Genomic DNA, 20,221 nt, shown 5'->3' on the forward strand with positions numbered 1-20,221 from the left:
GGCTGTCAGGGTATCAGGGAGAGCTTCCTAGCTACGTGGGCGGGCTTTCTGCCGCGCGACATACAGCTGGAGGTCCAGCGGGTTATGTCCCCACGCGATCCGCGTGGGTGCAATGTGGCAACGTCGTTGCGCGCGAAAGCCTGCAAGCTGCGGGCACTTGCTGATCGGCGGCATTAGGGGCGCACACAGGTGATGGTTTCGGAACCGACGGTCAGCACGAACTCGTCGGGCAGTCGGACATACTGCACGCGCTCGCCGTAAAACTCGAACACGCCGTCGTCTTGATCGAAGAAGCGGTGATCCGCATCTAGAAACTCTTGAACCTCGTTGCAAAGCTGGTCTGTGTCGATCTTCGTGTAAAGCACCGTGCATCTCCTTCCCCAGCTTCCTGTTTCCAGAGCGGGGTCAGAGCGAGCAAAGAGTTGAACACCGACCAGAGAATACGACGACCTGTTTTGTTTGATATTTCTCAATAGAAGTGAGGCGTAAGATGAAGGATTATTCGGGCTTGTTGGAGATTGCAGTTGCTTCGATCGGCAAGAACAACGACCAGCAGCTCAGACAGGATATTGATATGCTGCGAGGAATGATCGGCCGAACCCCTGACCATGAGCAGCGAATGGTCGCTGATGCTATCGGCAAACGGATTCTGGAACTCTCCCAACATAGCGGTTGAACAGGGCACTCGATGGTGTTCGATGTTCTTGTGACAAAAGGAGAACGCCACATGACTTGGATCGACCTCATCGAACCCATTAAGCTACAGCAGCTAATCAACAATCATCGGGAGCAGGAACCTTGCAAGGGCACCAGCGCCGAGCGAGATTTTCCGCCAGTCGTGAAGCTGTTCGTTCCTTGGGGAGCGGCCACGTGGTTGCTGTCCGAATGCGACCCCGGTGGCATCGCGTTCGGCCTTTGCGATATGGGGTTTGGTCAGCCGGAATTAGGATCGCTTGACCTGCAGGAACTCGCAGATATCCGGGGACCGGGCGACTTGCGGATCGAGCAAGACCTTCACTGATCATCCGACAAACCATTGAGCCTATGGGCCGTGGAAGCCCGACAGCGCGGGCGTATTGTGGCCTAAGCCCATCATCCTGAATGCGTCGTCACAGACCGAATGGGCAAAACCGCAAGGATGGAAGCTGGGGGCATTTGAACCCCCTGCTTACCTCATATTGCTTACAATTAGCCTCATTCTGACCGAAGTTTTACACCTCATTAACCAGGCTTAGTTAGCAATACTTGACGTAACCAACAGGGAGTGACGTGATGCAAACCGCCTCAGTGTGTTCGACAGCGTACAGTGCTAAGGCGGAATGCGAGCTACAGCTTGCGAAGCTGGAGAGGTCATCGTTTGACCGTCGGGCACATTTAGATCTTGCCGCGATCTGGGCGACGAAATGCGAAATTAGCCGCAGACAAAGAAGCCCCGACGCGTAGCGTCAGGGCCTCTGATTGCTTTAGTGATAGCGATTATTTGGCGAGCGCACCTGCCTTTTTGGCGTCGCGCGTTGCCTTCGCGCTGGCCTTTCGTGAGGCGCTTGCTGCGCCATTCTTCTCAAGTTGCGGATCGAACGAGCCTTTGCCGACTTCCGCCTTATAGTGCTCCAGGGCACCCACGAACGCGTCCTTGGGGACGGAGACCTTGGTTTCGTTGGGCAGCAGCGTAAGCGCCTTGCCCCCGTAGCGCAGCGTGAACGTCACCGTATCGTCGGTGATCTCGTACAGCCGCTGGCCGTTGGCCTTGGGGTACGCGAACAGCGCCTCCTGTGTCTCGATCAGCGCCAGAACCTCGTCTCGTGCTGTGTTGCCACCGGTTACCGCTACTTCGCCCTTGGTTGCTGGCTTGAGAAGCTTGAGGTCAAAACCCATTTTGTAAACTCCGATGTAGCAGTGCGCTTCGTTGCGCCCTGTATCAATCGTATGCTGCCGAGTATTACTCAGGGCGAGCGAGGATTCATGCCAAACTGGTATTTTTGCTCTTGCTCTCGCGGGCAGATAACTCCCGAAGAATCTATTAGGCGGAATTTTCGGCTGGTTGTAGATCAGTGAGTAAGATGCTCACGAAGGGGCCAGCTACTATGACGGCGCAGATTATACGCTTTCCAACGGCAGCACGAACGACCGATCAACTCGCGCACGTCGGCCGGCAATTGCGCGATGGCTTGCCCCTTCCCTCACGTGACGCTGAACTGGCAACGCTGACGACGATGGTCGAGCATCTACTGAGTGGCTTTGAGGACGGGCTCTGCGATAGCTTTCTTGCCCGGATCGAAGCGTGGGATCGGAATAATTAGAACGTCGTAAGTTGAATAAGTAGATGCGTGCCCCGGAGAACGCCTCGCTTTAATATCGCGCCAGCAGCGCAGCCCGCGAGGGTAAGCCTCGTCGGCGGATATGGCGGGGCATGGCGGAAGCTACGTGATCAACGGATGAATGCTGAGCCCCTTTGCCGTCACTGCACGGAACGCGGCCTCGTAACGCCAGCGGTTGAGGTCGATCACATCAAACCCAAGGCGCTTGGCGGCGAAGACCTGTTGGAAAACACACAGAGCCTTTGCAAAGCATGCCACCAAGAAAAAACCCGACTGGATGTGCAGCGAATTCGGAGAGGCTGGTGAGATATGCGCGAGAGCACCCTACTGGCTAAGCACCTCTACCAGCGGCCGTGTTTCGTCCCAACGCTGCCTGTCTGCTGTCCCATTCGGCTCTCCGGGCAGCAGAACCGCAATGGTGACGCCACGCAGATTGGCACCACTCAATATTCCACCAGCAAGATCCGCCACAGCTTTTCGGGCCGCTTCTCGGGCATTCGTCAGATGAACCGGCTTTCTAGCCTCCGCCAGTGCACGCCCAGCAAGAGCAATCGCCGTTTTGCGAGCCATGACGAGCCCGCATTCTCGGGAAATGAATCGCCCCGTTTGACGAACGATTTGCCTGGATATGTCCACATTCGGAGTTTCCACCCGCACGTCGGGAATGGAAATCGTGAGCCGCTGCTGGCCCTGACTCCAAGTGTAAGCCGAGCGGTTGATCGCGGACAACGGCAAAGAGTAAGACACTTTCACCGGCGCCTTAGTGCGCTGCTCCGGGTGAAATATCCGACCCTCGCAATCGACCTTGGACACAACATCGCCTGACAGCCGATACACTGTCAGATCGCTTCGCTGCTGGAAGCTGACATTGATTATCTTTGACGATTCGAGGCCAAGCTGAAGCTCAGCTTCTTTTCTCTTTTCATGTTCGCTGTGAACCATCCAATAGGCGAACCCAGCGATGGCAAGAAGGACTACAGCGATCGCAGTTGAAATTTTGCCCAATGGACTCTCCCCAATTGGCAAGATTGCCCTGCGCGGCTGGCACTCGCAATATCAAATCGCCCCCACAGCATACCCGACCAGCACCAGACCTGATCATCGCCGCTGCCGATAAATCATTGAGATGCCCCTATATCGATTAACGATCCCCTGCCAGACACTCGTCATGGTTCACAGCCAGACCGATCGGTGTGTCATGGCTTACCTCTATCCCTTGCTCCCACGTGACATTCGGTGTTGGTTGATTGATCGACAGAGGCAAGGTCACATCGCTAAGGCTATGACCCCTCTCGTGACGTTCGACCTCGCTGTGTTTCATAATGTGCGCTTATCACCCGCCAAGCTGCCGCTTTATGTCGAACGCCCCATCACCGTTGCGTTCGCGGACCCCACGATAGCAATGTTGTTCAAGCTGACCTTCTGCGGAAATGTTTAGCCGCTAAACATCTTCGAAACGTTGCATCGGATGTATGTGCTTGGTTGTCAGTTCATCGCTATCTCATTAAATGGAATGGGTGGCATGGGAGATTAAAGTGACTGATGACCATATGGAAATCGATGCAATCGAGCTGGCAACCGAGTTGACTGCTGCTTGGCTGTCAAACCCAAACACGCGCGCGTCGGCAGACGAGATTCCGATTTTTCTGTCGAAGATGCATCACAGCATTAAGGTGTTGAATGGCGCTCCCGCTGCGACCACACCTGATGCCACGGAAGCAGTAGATTACACTCCCGCGGTGTCAGCCCGGAAGTCGCTGGCAAACCCCGAATTCATCATCAGCATGATCGATGGCAAGCCATACAAAACATTGAGACGCCACCTCTCAACCAAGGGCTTGAGTCCAGCGGAGTATCGGCAGCGATATGGGCTGAAAGCTGATTATCCCATGGTGGCTGCAAACTATTCGGAAGCCCGTCGCGCAATGGCACACAAGATCGGCCTTGGCAGCACTACTAAAAAGGCAGCCAAGGCAGCGACGCCTGCCGCCGCGAAGCGTAAGGGTGAACCCAAAGCTGACTAAAGAAGAGCTGGCCTCCACGTTGGGGGCCAGCTTCGCGCCGCCGATCAGGAAAAACGAGGGGGCAGTCCAAATCTGAGATACCCGCGTCCTGGGTAACAGCCACCCCCTCAGATTTGCTCGCCCCTGAGATAAAATACCTATCAGATCTCTAGCCCCGCTGCCGAAGCGGAATGTCCGAACAGACGATGCGCTGGCTCGCGTTCTGGACTCCTGCTGCTACCAACTCGGTATCGATGGCATGGGCAACCTGTTCGGGATGCTGACACGGCCCGATAATCACGCGGTAGATCAGGTCATTCAGATTTAACTCCGGCATATTCAAACCGGGCTGATCCTCCAGCTTCATTGTGTACACCACTTGTGGAACGCCACCCGGCGACCGAACGATCGGCTGGACGAAAGCTGATGAAAAAGGAACGGCGAATGGATGATCCGCCACTCCTCTTCTTCCCGAAAACCCTGATGCTTGGTGGTCAGCATCAAGTCGCGCAGCGCATGGAAAAGAACCGACTTGGCCCTGTCCCGTGGCACCATCCCCAACAAGTCCTGATTGGTGAAGATCGAGCGCATCATGTTGTAATAGAGGCTGGCAAACTCATCCGCGCCGTATGTTACCGGATGGGCAAAGACGTTTAGCTGGTCGTTATCGGACTGAAACACCTCTGCGTTAAAGATGATGGCTGCGCCCGCGACCGGCCCACCGTATGCCCGCCACATAGACAGCTTACCCAAACGGTCCTCAGCGTCATGCTCGGCGAACGATGTCAGGTAGGTATGGTTTCGTGCCGCATACTCCACCTCACCCAGCCACGTTATGACCTCTTCCGCCAGCCCAGGATGCTTGTCGTTAAGCAACACGCTCATATTGATCGTGTCCCCCTTGAGTGCGGTCGTCACGCAATCACGGCCGTAGGAAATCTCCAGAAAGTCATTCATCACCGCGGCGTTTCGCAGCCACAGGGTCTTACCGGATATGATGTTGATGGCGTTTTCGGCGGTGGTGTAATGCGCGATCTTTGTCTTGCCATCGTCAAACCGTTTCGCACGCTCGTCCGCGTGCCGGTACATCAGTTCAAAGAACGCCTGTGTTGCTTGATCTTCATCCATGCAGCCACTTTGCGGGCGCATAAGTAGAAGCACAAGGGCAAGCGACGTTGCATTCATTGGGGCCGCTGGTCACGATCCTAGCAAAGCTTATCCTGCTCGCAACGGTGTCCCGCTCGCTACTAGGTAGAAAATGAGCACCCGCGCAAAGAGTGAACGCTCGGCAACGTAAGCCATGGGATTATACGGGCGAAGGATAGGAACGACCAAGGGCCGGGGGAAACTCCGGCTCTTTTCACGACTGCTAAGTACCATGTGAAAAGAGGACCTAAACCTAAAAAAGCCCATGACGCTGGCCCGTCCAGCAAGCCCGTGATGCCCGATTACCTGACGGCAGGCGCGCAGGACGTGTGGTTTGAAGAGATCGAGTTTGTCGTGGCCAATGGCATCAACGCCAGCCACTCCACGATCTTTGCGACCTATTGCAGCATCGAAGCGCAATGCCGCACGATCTTTGCATCTGGTGAAGTTCCGCGTGCCGCTTTCCTTAGTGAGAAGCGAAAGCTTGCGGAATTGCTGGGTATCGGTGGGCTTTCCGGCCGCACCACCAACGGCACCAACGCCAACCCCCTAGAGGCAGCAGCCAATCCCTACGGCTCACTGCCCGACGCCTGACTATGAGGAAGGGCAAAAGCCACTTTGCCGATGTAGCCGTGCGCTATGCGGAGCAGATTGTTGCCGGTGAGATCCCGGCTTGCTGGCAAATTCAGACGAGCTGCCGCTTCTTCCTCGATGACGTAGCGGGCGACACATGGACGCTCAACGCGGCCAAGGTGGAGCGCGTTTGCCGTTTCGCTGAGACATTCCCCTACTTGGAAGGGCCACTGGCGGCAAAGAAGCTGACGCTTCGCTTGGAGCCGTGGCAGGTCTGGATTCTCGCTGCGCTGTTCGGGGTCGTGGACAGCGATGGATTCCGCAAGCACCGCGAAGCCTTTATCGAAATTCCGCGCAAGAACGGCAAAAGCACCTTTGCTGCCGTCATCGCCCTCTACATGCTGGTCGCGGATTACGAGGCGCGAGCGCAGGTCTATATCGGCGCGTCGAACCGCAACCAGGCCAGCTACTGTTTTGAACCGTGCCGCGACATGGCCCTCCGCTCCTCCGGCTTCGTCAACCATTACGGCGTGGCCGTCACCAAGCAGAAGATCGAGACACGGGACGGCTCATTCCTAGAGCGCATGATCGGTGATCCGCCCGACGGATCGAACCCACACCTCGCCATTCTCGATGAGGCGCACGAAAATCACAACTTCTCCAAGCAGCGTGAGACGATGCAGACCGGTATGGGTGCCCGTACTCAGCCGCTGCTCATCACCATTACGACAGCGGGATTCAACGAGGCTGGCGATTGCCGCCTTCTGCAAGCGCAGTGCGAGCAGGTTCTAGCCGGTGAGTTGACGGATGCTCGTCGTTTCTCCGCCATCTACACCATCGACAAAGACGACGACTGGCGGGATTTTGAGGTCTGGAAGAAGGCCAACCCCAATGTGGGCGTCAGCTTCTCGGAAGCGCGTCTAAAGGAATACCACCAGACGGCCTTGGACGTGCCGAGCCAAAAGCCCGGTCTTCTGACCAAGCACCTGAACGTATGGCAGTCGAGCAGCACCGCGTGGGTCAACATGCGGGATTGGGACAACCACGCCAACGCCCTCCCCTTCGATGAGGTCGCGGGCAAAGGCTACAAGGCGCATATTGGCTGCGACATCAGCCGCGTCTTGGACGTGACGGCGATCGGCCTGCTAGTCGAGGTGCCCGCCGATGGAGAGCCGGAGCGGCATTTCTATCCGTTCCTTTTCCTCCCTGAGATGGCAATTCAGCGTCAGCCCAGGAACGCCGGTTCATACCGCGAATGGGCAGCAAGCGGCCACTTGATCCTAACGGAAGACGACGAGACGGACTTTGCGGCTGTGGAGGCAAAACTGCGCGAGTTGGACGGCCTGTTCAACTTGCAGGGCATTGCGTTCGACCAATGGCAGGCCGCGATGATGGCGCAGCGGCTTGGTGAAAGCGGATTGCCAGTGCGTACCTATCCCCAAAACTTCCCCAACATGCACCCGCCGATGAGCCGTTTTGAAAAACTGATCGCGCTGGGACACCTCAAGCATAACGGGAACCGCATGATGCGATGGATGACCGGCAACGTGGTCGCCAAACAGCACGGCGAGTTCATCAAACCCGTAAAGCCCGCACGTCTCGATCATGCAAAGATCGACGGTTTTGTCGCAATGATGATGGCGCTCGGCCTTGCGGGCGTGGAGGTTACACCAATGCAAGTGTGGCTGGACGTTTTGGACTGACACCAACTCTGCTAAGTACAGAATGGGAGTTCTAAATCAATTCTGGGGTCGCCTAACTGGTAGTGAACCTACCATCACAAACAGCGCGGACCTCCTCAAGTCGTTTGGCGAGGGAGACCACGCTGGACAGTCCGTAACAACCAAGTCTGCCATTCAAACCAGCGCGGTACTTTGCTGCGCCCGTGTCATCGCGGAGGGTTTGGCGCAGGTTCCGTGTAAGGTCTACCGCGACGATAACACGGGATCGCCCGTCGAGGCCAAGAATCATCCGCTTTACTTTCTACTGAACCGGAAGCCCAACGATTGGCAGACCAGCTTTGAGTTCAGGGAGCAAATCGGCTTTCACCTCGCGCTGACCAATAACGCGTTCGTTTTTGTGAACCGCGTCAACGGCAAGATCGAAGAGCTTTACGCATTTCTACCGGACACTGTTACGGTCGAACAAGCCGATGACCTAACCCTCACTTACATGTTATCCGGTAAAAACGGAAAGACGACAACACTTTCCGCCGATGACATTTGGCATATTCGCGGACCAAGCTGGGACGGCATTCAGGGCCTCGACGCGATCAAGCTGGCCGCAAAGACAATCGGCCTTTCGATGGCCACCGAGGAGTTTGGCAGCAAGTTTTTTGAGAACGGCGGTCGTCCCGGCGGCATCATCACCACTAAGCCTGGCACCACCCCCTGAGTGCGGAGCAGCGCAACGAAATCAAGACGCTTTGGGCCGCGCAGCATCAGGGCAGCAAGAACGCCCACAAGACCGTGATGCTTCCATTCGATCTGGACTTCACGTCCGTTTCGACAAACGCAAACGAAGCGCAGTGGATCGAGAGCCGCGAGTTCATCATCAAGGAAATCTGCCGCTTTTTCCGCGTGCAGCCGATCATGGTCATGGCCAGTGACGCGACCAGCTACGCCAGCGTTGAGCAGCTATTCCTAAACCACCTGATGCACACGCTCATGCCTTGGTACGAGCGTTTTGAGCAGTCGGCGGAAGTCTCGCTGTTCACCCGTCAGGAATTGCTCGACGGGTACAGCGTCAAGCTTAACAGCAATGCGCTCCTGCGTGCCAACACGGCTGACCGCGCTTCCTACTACCAGACCATGCGTAGCATCGGCGCGATGACGGCCAACGAGGTCCGCGCCAAGGAAGACATGCCCCGCCACGCTGACGCGGAAGCTGACAAGCTGGCCCCCGCAGCAAACATCTTTGGCGGCGCCAACAAAACCCCCAACGCGCCCCAGGCGGGCACCTCCCAAGAACCAAACAATAACGAGGTAAGCAAGTGACCACCATTGAGCAAAAGGCGGTCGCCCGCCTCGAATGCAAGTTCGACAGCGTAGACGACACCGACGGAAAAATGACGTTCAGCGGCTACGGGTCGGTTTTTGGCAACGTGGATAGCTACGGCGACGTGGTCGCCCCCGGTGCCTTTCGTGCTTCCCTTGAGGAGCACAAAGCCGCTGGAACCAGCCCCCTGATGCTGCTGAACCACGACGCGTGGGAACAGCTACCAATCGGCATCTGGACCAGCTTGGAAGAGGACGCTTACGGCCTCAAGATCACCGGCCAGCTACTCGACACGGCTATGGGTCGTGACACCTACACGGCTTTGAAGAGCGGCGCGATCAGCGGCCTGTCGATCGGTTTTCGCGTAAGGGCTTTTGATGTTCGTCAGACGCAAGACGATCCGCTTCGCACCATCACGGAAGCGGATTTGATCGAGGTCAGCGTCGTCACCCTCCCGGCCAACGTCAAAGCGCGCGTTCAGGCCGTCAAGTCGATGGGTCAGGAGATGAGCGTTCGCGATCTGGAAGCGCTGCTGCGTGATGTCGGCCTCAGCAAGAGCGAGAGCATTGCAGTCGCCAGCCAGTTCGAAAGCAAGAAGGAAATAGCCGAAAAGATGGCCGTGAAAATGGCAATTAAGAGCCTCATCGGGAGGATGAGAGCCGCATAATAGCCAACCGATAAGTAGAATTACAAACCAAGCACGGAGGGATTCTGGCGTCGAGGTTTACGCAAAATAACCGAGACAAAGGAGCCCCTAATGGCCGATCTCAACGAAGTAACCTCTCTGGCAACTGCCTTTGAGGAGTTTAAGAGCACAAACGACCAGCGCCTCGCCCAGATTGAGTCCAAGGGCAGCGCAGACTACGTAACCACCGACAAGCTTGCAAGGATCAACTCAGATCTAGCTTCGTTGCAGTCCACGATTACCGATTTTGGCAAGAAGTCCAATCGCGTAGCAACCGGCGAAGGTTCGGCTCAGGAAGACGAATACAAGTCGGCATTCGACAAGTGGGCACGTAAGGGCGACCGTTACGAGGCAGAGCTTGAGGCCAAGGCACTCGTCACCAACGACACCACCGGCGGCTTTCTCGTACCAAAGACCGTTGAGTCGGGCATCCGTGCAGACCTTCGCACTTTCAGCCCAATCCGTGCAGAGGCGAACGTCATTTCAACGTCGAACGACCGTTACACCTTCCTTCTCAACAAGCGCGGACTGACCGTTGGCTGGGTTGGTGAAACTGATGCCCGTCCCGAGACGGCAACCCCAACGCTGGTCGAAGTGACCCTGCCCGGTGGCGAGATCTACGCTAACCCCGCAGTTTCGCAGCGCGCCCTTGATGACAGCCAGTTCAATCTTGAAGCATGGCTCACCAGTGAAATCGTCAACGAAATGGCGATTGCAGAGAACAAGGCGTTCGTTAACGGCGACGGCGTGAACAAGCCAAAGGGCTTTGTTACCGACGCGAACATCACCGTCGTCAAGACCGGTGCAGCCGCTGCTCTGCCCACAGGTACAGACTATCTGTTCAACCTGATCTACAAGATGGATTCGGCTTACCGAGCAGGCGCTAAGTTCTATTCCAACGGTGCGGTTTCGTCCTCGCTTCGTATGGCGAAGGACAGCACGGGTCAGTACATTTGGCAGCCTTCGCTAGTTCTAGGTCAGCCAGCAAGCATCGCTGGCTATGCTCATGTTGAGCTAGAGGACATGGACGCGGTAGTTGCTGGCGGCGTGCCGCTCGCATTCGCGAACATGAAGCAGGGCTACACCATTGCTGACCGTATCGGCGTTCGCACTCTGCGCGATCCATACACGCATAAGCCATTCGTCCACTTCTACGCGACCAAGCGCGTATCGGGCATGGTCACGGACGCTAAGGCATTCGTCGTGCTGAAGGTTCAGGCGTAAAAACTTTGTTCGCCCCATCCGTTCGTCAAGGAACGGATGGGGTGAATATCTACTACGCCGGCTCTTTTCCATAGCAGACGGACTCAGAGGAGTACGGCAGACTGAACTGCGCTAACTGTAGCTTGTACCAAGAAAGCCATTCCGAACTAACGAAGCAGCCCCTAGTAATGTAGTGAACATCGCATCCTTCGCCTGCGCCGTCACAAAATGGAGCGCTTACGCATGGACCTCTCTTCTTCCCAATACCGACAACGTTCGTCTGTATGTCAACGCGTTCCATTCCGACCGGTGTATCAAGGCAAGGGAAGGTCTGACTGGCCTTACCCTTACTCCAGTAAGCGATAGTTTGAAATGCTCGACCGGCATTGTCCGCTACTAATCTGGTTGGCTTAGGCTTTACGACCACTGGGAGATACGGCGGAATATAGATTGGCGAAGAAATCGCAACTTTCGTAGCGCCTGCAACTCCCGATAGGGAGCCCACAATTTCCGTATCAGCAGTTGCACGTCGAACGGTAAAGATCCGTTCTCCTAAAAGCGTTTCTCCACTTTTTTTCAGCCGCTCTTCTCTGTCCACTTTGCCAGCACCGAAATTTGCTGTTCGCAATTTCAGTGGGCCGACAAGGACACTCGGGTTCCATCGCGCTACCACTGTAGCCCCGTGCGCCCCGACGTTTTGATAGGTTACAACAAGCTCCTGAGATCCGGATTTGCACTTCGCCCACGCTGCGACCTGGGAGTCTGACAAATATCCCTTAAACTCCTCCCGCGCGAAGTCGGTTGTTTGATTATAAGATTCTTTACTCAAAAGTGAGTTTCTTTTGCTATCAAACGAGCTGTAGTCGGCATAAAAGAATTCGGTGAAAACCGTTGCGTTCTTTTTGCAACTTCATAATTTCTCGTGTCGATGGTTTTAAGCCACGCCAGCGACTGGCGATAGTTGTCCTTTAAATTTGAAGTTTGCTGCACCAGCACTTCACCGCATTCGGATGCGCCCTGTGCGTAAACGTTTGTGCTGCAAAGCAGCGCAAAGATGCTCGACCATATGATTCTGGGTGTCATTACGCGTCCCTTCTTTTGTAGAAAAGTAACAAACGCAACGCTACAAACTATGTGATACTCACCTGACATAGCCGATTCTGCAAGCGTAATCAGTCTTATTGCTAAGTACTGGATGCTCGCTACTGTTATCACATCGCAGGAAGTCAAAGAGTGGTGCCGCATCGATGATGATGCGGACGACGCCACGATCGATCTTCTAATCCTCGCTGCACAAGATGCTGCCTCCTCTTTTACCGGCCTGCTTCTCGATCCGTTGACGTGCCCCGCAGCGATCAAGCAGGCAATCGCCGTGTTCGTCGCGGACCTCTACGCTAATCGCGAGGGTCAGACCGTTGGCGAAAAGACGTTCATGCGTCTCTTGAGCCCCTACCGCGTGACGTTCCTGTGATCGCGGCAGGCTCTTTGAACCGTCGTTTGACGCTCTACGCACCCGTTACAAATCGGAGCGAGACCGGAACCGAAAAACCGGGCTGGCGCACGTTCGCCACGGTCTATGCCGCGCAGGAAAACCTGTCACTTCGCGAGATCGAGCGCACTTCCGGGCTCACGAGCGTTGCCGAAGCCAAATTCGTCATCCGTTACCGCCAGGGCATTACGGAGCGATTTGAGGCCGTCTGTGAAAAACGCCGGTACAGCGTAATCGCCGTCGAGGAAATCGGGCTGCATGAGGGCTTGAGGCTCTTGGTGAAAGCCCTCTGATGGCCAACCGTCAGAACTTCTCCATGGACGGCTTCAAGGAATTGGAAGCCGCGCTCAAAAAGCTTGGGCCTGAAGTTGCGACCAAGGCCGGTGCCGAGGAACGCGAAAAGCTACCAACGTAATGCGTGATGCAGTCAAAAAAGCCGCTCCGCGTGGCAATCAGCCGACCAAACGCACTTGGCGGAACAAGGATGGCTCGCAGGGCACAGGCGATTACGGCCGTCTGCACGAGAACATCAAAAGCCGGAAGCAGCGCAGCAAGAAGTCGCACACCATCCGCTACGTGGTGACGACCGGAAGTGCCTTTTGGGGTCGTTTCTCCGAGTTTGGCACCGAACACGAACCCGCGCGCCCATGGTTCAAGCCAGCCGTCGATCAGATCGCCGGAAAGCTGGTGGACGCACTTAGAACTGAACTTGGAAAGGCCATCGACAAAGCGGCCAGAAAGGCCCGCAAATGATTGAGGCCACACTTACCCGATTGCTCTCCTTGGCGTGTCCGCGAACCTACCCCGTCGTGGCACCGCAGACGGCCAAGACCCCCTTCATCGTTTATACGCGGGTCAGCACTCCTCGACTGCGAGACTTCGACGGATCGACCGGCATGGCAATGCCCACGTTCCGTGTTGATGCTTACGCCGATGATTTCGACACGGCCCGCGCACTTGCCAACAGCATCCGCGTCAAAGTCGATGGATACCGCGACAAGGAAGTGCAGGAAATTGCCCTAGTTGGCGAACAGGACATGAGCGACCTCGTAACCACGCAGGGACGCACTCGTATCATGATGGAGTTCAAGATCGCGCACTCTGAATGAGTGCCTGAATAAGTAATGGCGAGGCCCGCTTGTTGGGCTGAGTCCAATAAGAAGGAGCCAATAATGGCCGCAAACACAATCAACTCGGCGGGCACTAAGCTCGAAATCAACCTGACCGGTTCCGTTTATACTCAGGTCAAGGGCTTCACCAGCTTCAGTGGTCTTGGTGGTGGTTCCGCTGCCGTCATCGACACCACGGACTTTGATAGCCAGGCCAAGGAAAAGGCAATGGGCCTTCCTGATGAGGGTCAGGTTTCGATCGGTCTGCTGTATCTTCCTGCTGATGCCGGTCAGGTCGGTATGCGTACCGTTCGCAACACCCGCGCAGCTACCAAGTTTCGTATCACGCTCGCAAACGGCCTGAAGTTCGACTTCACCGCTTACGTTCTCACCTTTGAGCGCGGCGCAGAGCAGGACGATCAGATCAAGGTTTCCAGCAATCTGGAAATCACCGGCGCAATCACCGAAACGGCTGCTGTCTAATGGTAACGCTGCTCAGTCGCTCCGCATTGCTGTCGGCTAAGCTGCCGCACCGCGACGTCGAGGTTCCAGAAATGGGCGAAGGCGTCGCGGTTCGCGTCCAGCAAATGAGCGTGAATACCCGCGCATCCTATCTGGAGCGCATTCGTCAAAATCAGCAAGCGCAACTCGATTATGAGGACGACCAGTATCTGCCGGAAGCGGATCGCAAGGGCGTCCCCAAGCCCGCCGACCTCGATATCGGCATCCTCGCAATCATCCACAGCCTCGTGGACGAAGACGGCAAAACGCTGTTCGTTGAGGCGGATATGCCCCTGTTTAACGATTGGTCGCAGAACGCCGTAACGCGGATTTACGAAGCCGTTATCGAGATCAACAATTACGATAAGTCGATGGGCAAACTCGTTGAGTCCGAAAAAAAGACTGAGAACTGACCCCCTTCGTCGTTTCCAATTTCGCTTGGCGATGGGTCTGGGAAAGACCCTGTCGGAAATCGAGCATGTTGGCCCCGATGAGATGGCCGGCTGGATGGCCTTCTGGCAATTGGAGCCTTGGGGCTGTCCCGCTGACGATCATCGCGCAGAACTGGGCCTAAACCTGCTTTACGCGGTCAACAGCAAGTCAAACGCCAAAATCCCCCTCTTTATCGACCGTGACCCCGAGGGCCGCGTCAAAGCCGACCCTACGCCCGAGGAGCTAGATGACAACATCATGGACTTTTTCCTCGGCAAGACCGTAAAAGCATCGCCACCCGACTAATGCCGGGTGGCCGACACCAAAGGTTATATTGCCTTTTCGTGCTTCCATCCGTCATTTGTAAGGACAACAGCCGCTTTGGCGTCACGGCTTTCTGCAGTGTTGCGCTTTAGCTCCGGAAATGCCTCCGTTACCTTGGCGTTTTTCGCCCAATCTGGAAGGTCGGCGAGATGGTATTTGTAGCTAACCTGAGAGATGGTCATTCCCATCATATCTCCGGGTTGAGTAAAGTTTGTGACCTCGTCAACGTGGGGCTTACCGTAGCAAAATCCTGATCTGACGCCGCTCATTGCGGTCTTGCTGGACTCGTCGCTGTATGCTGACTTGCCCTTGTCTGACAGATCGAACGCCATGACGGCAACCTTTTGCTCCGAACCACCGAACATGTTTTTCTGCTCAATCTCGGTCTTGGTTACTTTTAATAGGCCCGCTTCAGCGAGTGCGGTCAGAGGTGCTAGACGACGCTGCCGACTCTCTTCGCCATATGGCGACTTTGAAGGGGTTGCTTCAACGTAAACCGGTAAGGATCCGTACTTCTGCCCCGGCGCGGTGACCGTGCCGTCCGGCACTCCAAGACATGGTGGCTGCTTCTCGATCCAATCGTTAATCGCATGCTCGAAGTTGCCTTTGCTAGCCTCCTTGGAGTTTGAGCAACCAGCAAGTGCCACAGCAGATATTGTGGCGATCAAAATAGTGATCTTCATCCGGCTTTCTCCTCGTTCACCGCCTGTAGCTTAACCCGGTGGCTAATAATCACCACCCCCGCTGCCGTCGGTCGCCATTACCAAACGTTATGCGCATGGAATTACTCCGCCATTCAACAGCTTAGGGTCCCTGCCCGGCGATGTCAGGTAAGCCTCCCGCTAAGTAATCGACACTTAGAGCGCGGGAGTACCAATGGCTCAACAGATTGCATCACTTTACGCCAGCATGAGCCTGAACAGCGCCGCTTTTATCAGCGGACTTGAGCGTGCAACCAAGGCTACCAACCGCGCCAGCAGCGCAATTGAAACTGGCATGAACCGCGCGTCCATTGCCATTAAGGGTTTCGCTGCTGCCTTTGTTGCCGACAAGGCAATCGACGGCGCGCAAAAATACCTAGCAATGGCGGACGCTTCCAAAAAGATGGAAGCGCAGATGAAGCTGGCTACCGCGCAGTTTGGTAATCAGGGCACGGCCATGCGCGATGTCACGAAGATCGCGACCGAAACGCGCAGCAGCATCAGCGGCATCAGCGATCTGTATGCCAAGTTCATGCCCACCACGAAGGAGTTGGGCAAAAGCCAGCTTGATAACGCTCGCGCGGTCGAGACATTCAGCAAGGCCATGAAGGTCAGCGGTGCAGATACCGCCTCGCAGATGTCCGCCACGTTGCAGATGGGTCAGGCACTTTCGGGCACCAACGTACAGTGGGAAGAGCTTGGCGCCATCATGGACGCCAGCCCGCGTCTCACGCGCTTGTTCACGGAAAGTCTCGGCGTCACCCGCGGCGAACTGAAAAAGATGGCCGAAGACGGCAAGCTGACCAGTCAGATGCTCTACGATGCGCTGACGAACAAGAAAATGACCACGCAGATCGATGCGGAATTCAAGGAACTTCCAAAGACTTGGGAAGAGAGCAAGACACTCATCGAGAACGGCCTAACGGCTCTCGTTGGTGCGTTCGACCGTGGCGCTGGCATCAGCGATGGTCTCGTCGATGCGATGGGCGAAGGCTCCGATGCAATGGACGTTCTCGCCCGTGAGGCGGAAAATGCCGGCATTGAAATCCGCGCGCAGTTCGCCGGTCTCCATGATGCGTTCAATCCAATGGGTGACGGCGCCGCAACGGTGTTCGATCTGATCCGCAAGGATGCGGATTATACACGGGAAACGCTCGGCAACCTGCTCCGCTTCATCGACAAGGTGCATAACGCCTACGCCGCAATGGATAATTGGGGCACCAAGATTGAGAACGGCACCAAGCGCGTTCTGAATAAGGCCATCGACCGCGCTGGCGGTGGGCAGCACTTCGAAGAAAAGCCGCTTATCGCTGATTGGAACATGGGTGGCGACTATGACAAGGGATACCAGAAAGCCCGTCGTGGGGCACTTCGCAACCGTTTGATCCGTGGCATTCGGATGAATGGCGGCGACAAGTACAAGACGTTTTCTGGCAAGGGTCAGACTGACGAGCAGCTTATCGCTACCAGTCGCGGCGTTCAGGCCGATGTTGCAGCGGGTCGGACTGTCGTTCGTGGCACCGGTCGCAGCACGCTCAAGCCACCAGCCGGTAAGGGCAAGGGCAAAGGCGGTTCGGGGAAGAGCGCAGCCGAGAAGGCCCAGCACGAAGCAGAACGTCAGGCCGAAAAGGATCGCAAGGATCTGGAGGCTTTCACCAGCGACAAGAACCGTAGCCAACGCGAGGAACTGGACAGTGCCGCCGCTCTGGCCAGCACCGCCACACAGCGATTTGAGTTTGAGCGCCAGTCGCTTGAGCAAGACCGCAAATCGCGCATGGACCAGATCGACAAGGACGGTCCCAAGGGCAGCAAGCGATATACGCAGGCCCAGGTCGAAGAACTCAAGGCCATTGAGGAGCGCATCACCGCGAACAAGCGGCAGGCAATCAACCTTCAAGAAGCGGAGTTCACTCAGCAGGAGGAGTTGAAGCTAAAAAGCGCCAGCATCGCAAACGCCGAAGAGCTGCTTCAACTCGACTCCAATATGGCGCGAACCGCGAAGGATCGTCGTGCAACGGAAAGCCGCCTGCTCGATCTTCGTATGCAGCAGGAAAAGTTGGCCCTTGATGCCATCGTGGCCAGCCGCGACAGCACGGAAGCCGAGAAGGAAATTGCGCGTCGTCGTCTCGCCCTCCTCCCCCTTCTACGTGATCGGGAACAGAAGTCGGTTGACCGTCAGACAATGGGGCCGATGGCAAATTACCTCGATGCCATCCCGCGCACGGCCAACGAAATCAAAGAGAGCCTTGAGAACGTTCAGGTGCAGGGGTTGGAGAGCCTACAGAGCGGATTGCTTGACGCTATCAAGGGCGTTGGTTCGCTCGGTGATGCGTTTGGAAACATGGCCGACGCGGTAATCGACGGATTGCTGAAAATCGCTTTGCAGCAGATGCTTATCAAGCCGCTGGGCGATCTCCTGTTCGGCGCATCCGGTGGAGGAGGCGGCGGTGGCCTGTTTGGCTCGCTTGTGTCGGGAATTACAGGCGCGCTCGGCGGCAACAAGGGCGTCACCGGCAAAGCCAACGGCGGCATGGGCAATCGCGGCCGATATCTCGTCGGTGAGCATGGCCCGGAACATATCGAAGTTGGCGGTCCCTTCCACGTCACGCCCAATCACAAGCTGGACAACGTGCGCGGTGGAAACTCGCCGTCCATGAACGTGACGTTTGGCGCGATCACCAGCAACGATCCAGCAGCAGTCAAAGCGATGGCCACGCAGGCAATCGCCGAGATGATGCCGATGATCAATCAGAACGCGGCAAACCACACGCTGAGCAAGCTGCAACGCCCTCGGGTCTGAAAATTGTCGATTGTGCGTTATGTCCGCTCACGCCCATTAGCGGACAGTCCGAGGCGCGGGGGTGACGGCGAGTTATGTGCCTGTTAGGTGAGACCGTTAATGGCGTTCGGAAGTCGATCAGCCTTCAGGAGAGTATCTGTGCTTTTCCACACCATGGTCGGATCGAATGACATTGAACGGTCCAAGCGCTTCTACGACACAGTGCTCGGCACCTTGGGTGCAGGGGAAGGGACGCGGAACATCGCCGACAGCGGCCATACACGTCTGATCTACAATAACGGCAACGGGACCAACTTCATCGTTAGCCAGCCGATCAACGACGAACCGGCAAGCGTCGCCAACGGCAGCACCGTCGCCTTCTCCTGCCACTCGCCCGAGCAGGTGAAGCAGCTTCACGATACCGCCGTTGCCGCTGGCGGAACATCAATCGAAGCTCCGCCCGGACCGCGCGACACTGCCTCCTTGGGCACCATCGAACTGGCCTATTTTCGTGACCCCGACGGCAACAAACTGTGCGGGATTCATTTTCCTGCCTGATCCCTCCGGCACGGGTCCCCTTCTTACCACAGTGGACCTCGACCATGCGATCCTGCGAATGTCCGCTTTCCACCAAAAGCGGCCACTCGCCTAAGCGGCATAAGTATCATATGCCGACGTATCCACTACCGTTCCCCGCAAAAGCGGCCGCACGCGAAAAGCTGCAACTCAACAATCGCCAAGCGGCGATGGAGAGCCCCCACACTCTTGCCATTCAGGTCGTCAACACTGCCTCGCAGTGGAACTTGGATTTTACTTGGCCGCGAATGAGCCTCGCCCGTGCGCAGGTTTTGCAAGGTTGGCTTGATAGCTTGCAGGGTCAGGTCGGCACGTTCCGGTATTATCCGCGTGCCGCTACTAGGAGCGTCCTCACAGGCCGGTCCCTTACCTCAGCCGCTTACAGCTACTCCACGAACGTCAGGCTATCAGGATGGGCTTCCAACGCGACCAGTGAACTGTCCGTGGGGCAGTTCTTCCAGCTTGGAAATCAGTTGCTCAGGATCACGGCTGTTCCCGCGCTTGCCGACGCGAACGGACAAGTTCTTGTCGAGTTTCAGCCCATGTTGCGTGCCAACTATGCGGCTGGCGCAGCGATCAATCTGGCAACGCCAAGCGGCGTATTTCGACTGGTCAGCGCGGAGACGCCTTCATTCGATCTCGATATCGACGGGCTCCCCACATTCCCCTCCGTCGTGGCGAAGGAGGCAATCTAATGCGCTTTGGCACAGACACGGCACTTCTGGCAGCCCTCGAAGCTGCTGGCATCACAACGGCAATCATGGCCTCGTTGGAATTCAAAAGCGAAACGGTCAACGTCTGGACCGGTTCGCATTCGCTTGAAGTTCAGGGCAGCACGGACAGTGTCTTGAACGGCAAGAAATTCGAACCGCTCGTACATGGCGTTGTCCTGAACATTGGCGACAACAGCTTTTCAATGAGCGGATCTGACCCGCTGGAAATCACACTGGCGATCCCCAGCGCGCCAAGTCAGGCGATCAGCGCGGCATCTGTTTATGCCGATGAATACCAGAGCCGGAACGCAACCCTGTGGCGTGCAATTATGATCGCGTCACCAGTCCTCGGCGCTCCCGCCACATGGGCATTCCGTCGTGTTCGTAGCGGCGCAATGGATACCGTGAAGATAAGCAACGATGGTCTGTCGCACACCTTCACGCTGGCCATCGAGGGACATGCCTCGCTTATCAGCGCAGCGACCGGTTCCAGCTATCTCGACCAGCGACGTTTTGATCCAGCAGATGCCTCGCAGGATTACACCGTCAGTTGCGCGAATGGCGATCCGGCCCCCACCAAAGCAAACATGAACGGCTGGCAGAGACTGGCAAATGATATGGCAAATCAGCAGCCCTACGGCCCCTACGGAGTGATGATGTAACCAGCTAAGT

At 56.3% G+C, this 20,221-nt stretch carries 30 protein-coding genes; 23 read left to right on the forward strand and 7 right to left on the reverse strand.

The window, feature by feature from the left end:
• Positions 1–173: 173 nt before the first annotated feature.
• Positions 174–365, reverse strand: a complete 192-nt coding sequence (locus QP165_RS06165) for a hypothetical protein (RefSeq protein WP_333994482.1) — start codon at positions 363–365, stop codon at positions 174–176.
• 125 nt (positions 366–490) lie between these two features.
• Between QP165_RS06165 and QP165_RS06170 the strand changes: the two genes are divergently transcribed.
• A complete protein-coding gene (locus QP165_RS06170; protein ID WP_333994485.1) occupies positions 491–676 on the forward strand; it encodes a hypothetical protein in 186 nt (61 codons plus the stop codon).
• A 51-nt stretch (positions 677–727) separates the two neighbouring features.
• Entirely contained in the window at positions 728–1,021 is a 294-nt protein-coding gene (locus QP165_RS06175) for a DUF2958 domain-containing protein (protein WP_333994487.1), read from the forward strand.
• Positions 1,022–1,476: 455 nt separating this feature from the next.
• Here the strand turns inward: QP165_RS06175 and QP165_RS06180 are convergent, their stop codons facing one another.
• Complete coding sequence (locus tag QP165_RS06180; RefSeq protein ID WP_333994490.1) at positions 1,477–1,875, reverse strand: hypothetical protein; 399 nt, start codon at positions 1,873–1,875, stop codon at positions 1,477–1,479.
• Positions 1,876–2,084: 209 nt separating this feature from the next.
• On the opposite strand from QP165_RS06180, the gene QP165_RS06185 reads away from it, so the two are divergent.
• Positions 2,085–2,300 carry a hypothetical protein gene (locus tag QP165_RS06185; RefSeq protein WP_333994493.1) on the forward strand — a complete coding sequence of 72 codons (216 nt, stop codon included), beginning with the start codon at positions 2,085–2,087 and terminating at the stop codon, positions 2,298–2,300.
• Positions 2,301–2,435: 135 nt separating this feature from the next.
• Positions 2,436–2,624, forward strand: a complete 189-nt coding sequence (locus tag QP165_RS19975; RefSeq protein WP_443019268.1) for an HNH endonuclease — start codon at positions 2,436–2,438, stop codon at positions 2,622–2,624.
• An 18-nt stretch (positions 2,625–2,642) separates the two neighbouring features.
• Here the strand turns inward: QP165_RS19975 and QP165_RS06190 are convergent, their stop codons facing one another.
• Complete coding sequence (locus QP165_RS06190; RefSeq protein WP_333994496.1) at positions 2,643–3,323, reverse strand: hypothetical protein; 681 nt, start codon at positions 3,321–3,323, stop codon at positions 2,643–2,645.
• Positions 3,324–3,853: 530 nt separating this feature from the next.
• On the opposite strand from QP165_RS06190, the gene QP165_RS06195 reads away from it, so the two are divergent.
• Positions 3,854–4,342 (forward strand): MucR family transcriptional regulator, encoded by a 489-nt coding sequence (locus QP165_RS06195; protein ID WP_333994497.1) that lies wholly within the window; start codon positions 3,854–3,856, stop codon positions 4,340–4,342.
• Between the two features lie 148 nt (positions 4,343–4,490).
• Here QP165_RS06195 and QP165_RS06200 read toward each other — a convergent pair whose 3' ends face one another.
• Both QP165_RS06200 and QP165_RS06205 read right to left on the reverse strand, forming a co-directional pair.
• Complete coding sequence (locus QP165_RS06200) at positions 4,491–4,688, reverse strand: hypothetical protein (protein WP_333994500.1); 198 nt, start codon at positions 4,686–4,688, stop codon at positions 4,491–4,493.
• Entirely contained in the window at positions 4,685–5,449 is a 765-nt protein-coding gene (locus QP165_RS06205) for a DUF2971 domain-containing protein (RefSeq protein ID WP_333994503.1), read from the reverse strand. The genes QP165_RS06200 and QP165_RS06205 overlap by 4 nt, the downstream gene beginning before the upstream one ends.
• Before the next feature lie 312 nt (positions 5,450–5,761).
• Here QP165_RS06205 and QP165_RS06210 point away from each other — a divergent pair, with 312 nt between their 5' ends.
• The 6 genes from QP165_RS06210 to QP165_RS06235 all read left to right on the forward strand — a co-directional run bounded on the left by QP165_RS06210 (position 5,762) and on the right by QP165_RS06235 (position 10,946).
• Positions 5,762–6,061, forward strand: coding sequence for a hypothetical protein (locus QP165_RS06210; RefSeq protein ID WP_333994506.1), 300 nt, complete (start codon positions 5,762–5,764; stop codon positions 6,059–6,061).
• Positions 6,062–6,063: 2 nt separating this feature from the next.
• Positions 6,064–7,743: a terminase large subunit gene (locus QP165_RS06215; RefSeq protein WP_333994508.1), complete on the forward strand. Its 1,680-nt coding sequence runs from the start codon at positions 6,064–6,066 to the stop codon at positions 7,741–7,743.
• A 22-nt stretch (positions 7,744–7,765) separates the two neighbouring features.
• On the forward strand, positions 7,766–8,434 hold the full coding sequence (locus tag QP165_RS06220) for a phage portal protein (protein WP_333994509.1): 669 nt from the start codon (positions 7,766–7,768) through the stop codon (positions 8,432–8,434).
• Between the two features lie 20 nt (positions 8,435–8,454).
• Complete coding sequence (locus QP165_RS06225; RefSeq protein ID WP_333996959.1) at positions 8,455–9,036, forward strand: phage portal protein; 582 nt, start codon at positions 8,455–8,457, stop codon at positions 9,034–9,036.
• Positions 9,033–9,704 (forward strand): HK97 family phage prohead protease, encoded by a 672-nt coding sequence (locus QP165_RS06230; RefSeq protein ID WP_333994511.1) that lies wholly within the window; start codon positions 9,033–9,035, stop codon positions 9,702–9,704. The genes QP165_RS06225 and QP165_RS06230 overlap by 4 nt, the downstream gene beginning before the upstream one ends.
• A gap of 90 nt (positions 9,705–9,794) precedes the next feature.
• Positions 9,795–10,946, forward strand: a complete 1,152-nt coding sequence (locus QP165_RS06235; RefSeq protein ID WP_333994514.1) for a phage major capsid protein — start codon at positions 9,795–9,797, stop codon at positions 10,944–10,946.
• A gap of 804 nt (positions 10,947–11,750) precedes the next feature.
• On the opposite strand, the gene QP165_RS06240 is transcribed toward QP165_RS06235, so the two are convergent.
• Entirely contained in the window at positions 11,751–12,008 is a 258-nt protein-coding gene (locus QP165_RS06240) for a hypothetical protein (RefSeq protein ID WP_333994517.1), read from the reverse strand.
• A gap of 112 nt (positions 12,009–12,120) precedes the next feature.
• Here QP165_RS06240 and QP165_RS06245 point away from each other — a divergent pair, with 112 nt between their 5' ends.
• The 8 genes from QP165_RS06245 (at position 12,121) to QP165_RS06280 (ending at position 14,762) form a co-directional block, all read left to right on the forward strand.
• Positions 12,121–12,396, forward strand: a complete 276-nt coding sequence (locus QP165_RS06245) for a head-tail connector protein (RefSeq protein WP_333994520.1) — start codon at positions 12,121–12,123, stop codon at positions 12,394–12,396.
• On the forward strand, positions 12,393–12,707 hold the full coding sequence (locus QP165_RS06250; protein WP_333994522.1) for a phage head closure protein: 315 nt from the start codon (positions 12,393–12,395) through the stop codon (positions 12,705–12,707). The genes QP165_RS06245 and QP165_RS06250 overlap by 4 nt, the downstream gene beginning before the upstream one ends.
• A complete protein-coding gene (locus QP165_RS06255) occupies positions 12,707–12,829 on the forward strand; it encodes a hypothetical protein (protein WP_333994524.1) in 123 nt (40 codons plus the stop codon). Before QP165_RS06250 ends, QP165_RS06255 begins: the two co-directional genes overlap by 1 nt.
• A complete protein-coding gene (locus QP165_RS06260; RefSeq protein WP_333994527.1) occupies positions 12,829–13,167 on the forward strand; it encodes an HK97-gp10 family putative phage morphogenesis protein in 339 nt (112 codons plus the stop codon). The genes QP165_RS06255 and QP165_RS06260 overlap by 1 nt, the downstream gene beginning before the upstream one ends.
• On the forward strand, positions 13,164–13,523 hold the full coding sequence (locus QP165_RS06265; protein ID WP_333994530.1) for a DUF3168 domain-containing protein: 360 nt from the start codon (positions 13,164–13,166) through the stop codon (positions 13,521–13,523). The genes QP165_RS06260 and QP165_RS06265 overlap by 4 nt, the downstream gene beginning before the upstream one ends.
• A gap of 63 nt (positions 13,524–13,586) precedes the next feature.
• Positions 13,587–14,006 carry a phage tail tube protein gene (locus QP165_RS06270; protein WP_333994533.1) on the forward strand — a complete coding sequence of 140 codons (420 nt, stop codon included), beginning with the start codon at positions 13,587–13,589 and terminating at the stop codon, positions 14,004–14,006.
• Positions 14,006–14,437 carry a hypothetical protein gene (locus QP165_RS06275; RefSeq protein ID WP_333994535.1) on the forward strand — a complete coding sequence of 144 codons (432 nt, stop codon included), beginning with the start codon at positions 14,006–14,008 and terminating at the stop codon, positions 14,435–14,437. The genes QP165_RS06270 and QP165_RS06275 overlap by 1 nt, the downstream gene beginning before the upstream one ends.
• A 31-nt stretch (positions 14,438–14,468) precedes the next feature.
• Positions 14,469–14,762, forward strand: a complete 294-nt coding sequence (locus QP165_RS06280; RefSeq protein WP_443019358.1) for a phage tail assembly protein T — start codon at positions 14,469–14,471, stop codon at positions 14,760–14,762.
• Between the two features lie 23 nt (positions 14,763–14,785).
• Here QP165_RS06280 and QP165_RS06285 read toward each other — a convergent pair whose 3' ends face one another.
• Positions 14,786–15,463: a hypothetical protein gene (locus QP165_RS06285; protein WP_333994540.1), complete on the reverse strand. Its 678-nt coding sequence runs from the start codon at positions 15,461–15,463 to the stop codon at positions 14,786–14,788.
• A 193-nt stretch (positions 15,464–15,656) separates the two neighbouring features.
• Here QP165_RS06285 and QP165_RS06290 point away from each other — a divergent pair, with 193 nt between their 5' ends.
• The 4 genes from QP165_RS06290 (at position 15,657) to QP165_RS06305 (ending at position 20,211) form a co-directional block, all read left to right on the forward strand.
• The gene (locus QP165_RS06290) at positions 15,657–18,281 is read left to right on the forward strand and encodes a tape measure protein (RefSeq protein WP_333994542.1); all 2,625 of its coding nucleotides are present in this window, start codon (positions 15,657–15,659) and stop codon (positions 18,279–18,281) included.
• A 138-nt stretch (positions 18,282–18,419) separates the two neighbouring features.
• On the forward strand, positions 18,420–18,818 hold the full coding sequence (locus QP165_RS06295) for a VOC family protein (RefSeq protein WP_333994544.1): 399 nt from the start codon (positions 18,420–18,422) through the stop codon (positions 18,816–18,818).
• A gap of 110 nt (positions 18,819–18,928) precedes the next feature.
• On the forward strand, positions 18,929–19,531 hold the full coding sequence (locus QP165_RS06300; RefSeq protein WP_333994545.1) for a hypothetical protein: 603 nt from the start codon (positions 18,929–18,931) through the stop codon (positions 19,529–19,531).
• Positions 19,531–20,211, forward strand: a complete 681-nt coding sequence (locus tag QP165_RS06305; protein ID WP_333994548.1) for a hypothetical protein — start codon at positions 19,531–19,533, stop codon at positions 20,209–20,211. Before QP165_RS06300 ends, QP165_RS06305 begins: the two co-directional genes overlap by 1 nt.
• Positions 20,212–20,221 lie beyond the last annotated feature (10 nt).

It is taken from the genome of Sphingomonas sp. 22R3R2A-7 (assembly GCF_036856055.1).
In the GTDB taxonomy this organism is placed as follows: Bacteria; Pseudomonadota; Alphaproteobacteria; order Sphingomonadales; family Sphingomonadaceae; genus Sphingomonas.

Coding starts and splice junctions, on each gene's coding strand:
- QP165_RS06260 (WP_333994527.1), top strand. CDS start 12,829: ATGCGTGATGCAGTCAAAAAAGCCGCTCCGCGTGGCAATCAGCCGACC.
- QP165_RS06235 (WP_333994514.1), top strand. CDS start 9,795: ATGGCCGATCTCAACGAAGTAACCTCTCTGGCAACTGCCTTTGAGGAG.
- QP165_RS06280 (WP_443019358.1), top strand. CDS start 14,469: ATGGGTCTGGGAAAGACCCTGTCGGAAATCGAGCATGTTGGCCCCGAT.
- QP165_RS06200 (WP_333994500.1), bottom strand. CDS start 4,688: ATGAAGCTGGAGGATCAGCCCGGTTTGAATATGCCGGAGTTAAATCTG.
- QP165_RS06175 (WP_333994487.1), top strand. CDS start 728: ATGACTTGGATCGACCTCATCGAACCCATTAAGCTACAGCAGCTAATC.
- QP165_RS06265 (WP_333994530.1), top strand. CDS start 13,164: ATGATTGAGGCCACACTTACCCGATTGCTCTCCTTGGCGTGTCCGCGA.
- QP165_RS06220 (WP_333994509.1), top strand. CDS start 7,766: ATGGGAGTTCTAAATCAATTCTGGGGTCGCCTAACTGGTAGTGAACCT.
- QP165_RS06215 (WP_333994508.1), top strand. CDS start 6,064: ATGAGGAAGGGCAAAAGCCACTTTGCCGATGTAGCCGTGCGCTATGCG.
- QP165_RS06270 (WP_333994533.1), top strand. CDS start 13,587: ATGGCCGCAAACACAATCAACTCGGCGGGCACTAAGCTCGAAATCAAC.
- QP165_RS06305 (WP_333994548.1), top strand. CDS start 19,531: ATGCGCTTTGGCACAGACACGGCACTTCTGGCAGCCCTCGAAGCTGCT.
- QP165_RS06205 (WP_333994503.1), bottom strand. CDS start 5,449: ATGGATGAAGATCAAGCAACACAGGCGTTCTTTGAACTGATGTACCGG.
- QP165_RS06255 (WP_333994524.1), top strand. CDS start 12,707: ATGGCCAACCGTCAGAACTTCTCCATGGACGGCTTCAAGGAATTGGAA.
- QP165_RS06290 (WP_333994542.1), top strand. CDS start 15,657: ATGGCTCAACAGATTGCATCACTTTACGCCAGCATGAGCCTGAACAGC.
- QP165_RS06210 (WP_333994506.1), top strand. CDS start 5,762: ATGCCCGATTACCTGACGGCAGGCGCGCAGGACGTGTGGTTTGAAGAG.
- QP165_RS06240 (WP_333994517.1), bottom strand. CDS start 12,008: ATGACACCCAGAATCATATGGTCGAGCATCTTTGCGCTGCTTTGCAGC.
- QP165_RS06170 (WP_333994485.1), top strand. CDS start 491: ATGAAGGATTATTCGGGCTTGTTGGAGATTGCAGTTGCTTCGATCGGC.
- QP165_RS06300 (WP_333994545.1), top strand. CDS start 18,929: ATGCCGACGTATCCACTACCGTTCCCCGCAAAAGCGGCCGCACGCGAA.
- QP165_RS06285 (WP_333994540.1), bottom strand. CDS start 15,463: ATGAAGATCACTATTTTGATCGCCACAATATCTGCTGTGGCACTTGCT.
- QP165_RS19975 (WP_443019268.1), top strand. CDS start 2,436: ATGAATGCTGAGCCCCTTTGCCGTCACTGCACGGAACGCGGCCTCGTA.
- QP165_RS06275 (WP_333994535.1), top strand. CDS start 14,006: ATGGTAACGCTGCTCAGTCGCTCCGCATTGCTGTCGGCTAAGCTGCCG.
- QP165_RS06185 (WP_333994493.1), top strand. CDS start 2,085: ATGACGGCGCAGATTATACGCTTTCCAACGGCAGCACGAACGACCGAT.
- QP165_RS06245 (WP_333994520.1), top strand. CDS start 12,121: ATGCTCGCTACTGTTATCACATCGCAGGAAGTCAAAGAGTGGTGCCGC.
- QP165_RS06180 (WP_333994490.1), bottom strand. CDS start 1,875: ATGGGTTTTGACCTCAAGCTTCTCAAGCCAGCAACCAAGGGCGAAGTA.